2 protein-coding genes are annotated in these 2906 nt (G+C 66.3%); both read left to right on the top strand.

What is annotated here, in order from left to right:
* On the top strand, positions 1 to 959 hold a 959-nt coding region (locus ACUVYZ_RS17225; RefSeq protein WP_446033096.1), incomplete at its 5' end, for a TIGR03013 family XrtA/PEP-CTERM system glycosyltransferase.
* A 476-nt stretch (positions 960 to 1435) separates the two neighbouring features.
* The coding region (prsK, locus tag ACUVYZ_RS17220) for an XrtA/PEP-CTERM system histidine kinase PrsK (RefSeq protein WP_446033095.1) at positions 1436 to 2906 on the top strand (1471 nt) is incomplete at its 3' end.

Here is a 2906-nt window from a genome sequence, read left to right as displayed (position 1 = left end):
TGCTCGGCGCCGGCCCCGATGCGCTCAACGTGGAGCGAGCGCTCGCTTCCCTTTCCCAGCCGGCGGTCGAGGTGGTGGGCTTCTATCCGCTCAAGGATGGTACGCAGCCCGCGGTGCCCCAAGGGAAGATCGTCGGCGATGCTTCGCCCCTGCCGGAACTGGTGCGGCGGCTGAACGTGCACGAGGTGATCGTGGCGGCCCGGGAACGGCGGGGGGGCGTGCTGCCCCTGCGGCAACTGCTCGATTGCCGTCTGCGGGGCGTTCGGGTGACCGACCTGCCCACCTTCTTCGAGCGGCTGAACGGAGAGGTGCACATCGAATCCCTGAAGGCGAGCTGGCTCATCTATGGGGACGGTTTCCGTCAGGGCATTGCCCGCACCCTGGTGAAACGGGCGTTCGACCTGGTCGCGGCGGGCCTGCTCCTCGTGGTGGCGGCTCCCGTCATGGTGCTCGCGGCCATCGCCATTTTTCTGGAGAGCGGGCGGCCCATCGTCTTCAAGCAGGAACGGGTAGGGGCGGGGGGCAGGACGTTCAACCTGCTCAAGTTCCGCAGTATGCGCCAGGACGCGGAAGCGGACGGCAAGCCCCGTTGGGCGTCCGAAAAGGATGACCGGGTGACGCGGGTGGGGCGTTTTATCCGCAAGACCCGCATCGACGAGTTGCCCCAGCTCATCAACGTCTTGAAGGGGGACATGAGCTTCGTGGGCCCGAGGCCCGAGCGGCCCTATTTCGTGGCCGAGCTGACCGAGCAGATTCCGTTCTATGGCGTGCGGCACAGCGTCAAGCCGGGCATCACCGGCTGGGCCCAGGTCCGCTATTGCTATGGTTGTTCCGTGCAGGATGCCCGCAAGAAGCTGCAGTTCGACCTTTATTACGTGAAAAACCACAGCCTTCTGCTCGACCTCGTGATCCTGTTCGAGACAGTCCGGGTCGTTCTCCTGGGAGAGGGCGCACGGTAGCCCGGAGCCTCACACAAGATCTCCCGAGGGATGGCAGGGGGCGCAACGGGACGGCGGCTCCCGGCGGGCGACGTTCGATGTCTACCCGTTTTCCATCGCCCAAGCCCGGTCCGTTCCCTTTTTCCCGCTTCGGATATCCTGCCTTGTCGCCTCTGGCGGGTAGCCTCCTTGCCATCGATTTTCGGGTGCTTTTTCCTTTTTTACGGCCGGCGGGAAAAAGCGCTCCAGGCGCTGGAGAGCGCGGGCGGGTCGAACCTGACGCAGCCTGGGTTCGTTGGTATGCTTATGCGAGGTCGTACCTTGGAGCGCCCGCCTCAGCCGGAACGAACCCATGGCCCCCTTCATGCTCCTGCTCCGGATGGCGCCGCGGGTGCGGCTTTCTCATTCCATGAATCCGGCATGCCCATCGGGCACTTACCGGCGCTCCCGATTTAAGGCGCCCTATGGTTGAAGGCCCAAGCGGAATCGGCTGGGGGATGGTCGCGGAGCCGGCCTTCTGGAGCTACGCCGCCGCTCTGGCCGCGTTCACGCTTTTCGCCTTGCAGCTATGGTTGGGATGGCGGGGAGGGCGCAATGCCGCCCTGTTGCTCACCGCCGTCGCTCTGAGCGCCGGCTGGGCGGGGAGCGGCCTGGCGGTGGTTCTGTCGGGAAGCCCCATGGCCTGGTCCGGATACCGGGGTCTGGACGCCCTGCGCATCCTGGCGTGGCTCGCTTTCCTGTTTTCCTTGCTACACCGCGGGGAGGGCTCGGGCCGGGGGCTGTCAAGCAGCGCCTGGCCATTCCTGCTCGCCGTGATTTTTCTGGCCACGCCGTGGCTTGCGCCGGCGCTGTCCGCGCTGGATCTCCAGGTTCCCCAGGCCTTGACCGCCTACGGGGGCTCCCTGGCGGTCTCGGTCCTAGGGCTCGCCACGGTGGAGCAGCTCTACCGCCGGGCGCCCAAGGGTTCCCGCTGGCACGTGGCGCCCTTGTGCATCGGGCTGGGCGGCGCGTTCGCGTTCGATCTGTACGCGTACGCCTATGCTCTGCTGTTCCGCGGTCCCCTGGACCCCGACCTGTGGAGCGCGCGGGGCGTGGCGCAGGCCCTGGTCATCCCCTTTGTCGCCCTGTCCACGGCCCGCAGCCGGGAATGGACCATCGACATCGCCTTTTCGCGGGGCGTGGTGTTCCACTCGACCGCCATCACGGCTGCCGGCCTGTACCTACTCGCCGTCGCCGCGGCCGGCTATTACGTGCGCTATTTCGGTGGTGCCTGGGGCAGGACCCTCCAGATCGGGTTCCTGTTCGCCGCCCTCCTGCTGCTGGGACTGGTGTTTTCCTCAGGCACCTTTCGCTCCCAGGTCCGGGTTTTCATCAACAAGCACTTCTTTTCCTACCGCTACGATTACCGCCAGGAATGGTTGAAAATCACCCGGCTCCTTTCGGGGGCCGGGGAGGGGTCCAACATGCACGAGCGCTGCGTGGTGGCCCTCGCCGATCTGGTGGAAAGCCCGGCCGGCGCGATCTGGCTTGAGGACCACCGGGGTCGGTACGTCCAGGCCGGCCGCTGGAACATGCGGGAGGTGAACGACGCGGAGCCAGCCGAGGGAGCACTCCCCAGCTTCCTCGAGAAAACCGGCTGGGTGGTGGATCTGGACGAGTTTCGGGCCAACCCGGAACGCTACCCTGACCTGCGGCTTCCCGAATGGCTCGCGCGCTTGCCCAACGCCTGGCTCATCGTCCCCCTGTCGCACCTGGAGCGGCTGCTCGGCTTCGTGATCCTCGCCACCGCGCGGGTTAAGGTGGAGATCAATTGGGAGGTGCGGGACCTGCTCAAAACGGCGGCCCGGCAGGTGGCCGGCTTCATCGGCCACGCCCGCGCCACGGAGGCGTTGCTGGAATCGCGCAAGTTCGAGGCCTTCAACCGCATGTCCGCCTTCGTGGTGCACGACCTGAAAAATTTGGTGGCAC

This window comes from Pelomicrobium sp. P1 (assembly GCF_052805615.1).
Note: the sequence above shows the minus strand (reverse complement) of the source record. Positions and strands in the feature narration are given on the sequence as shown.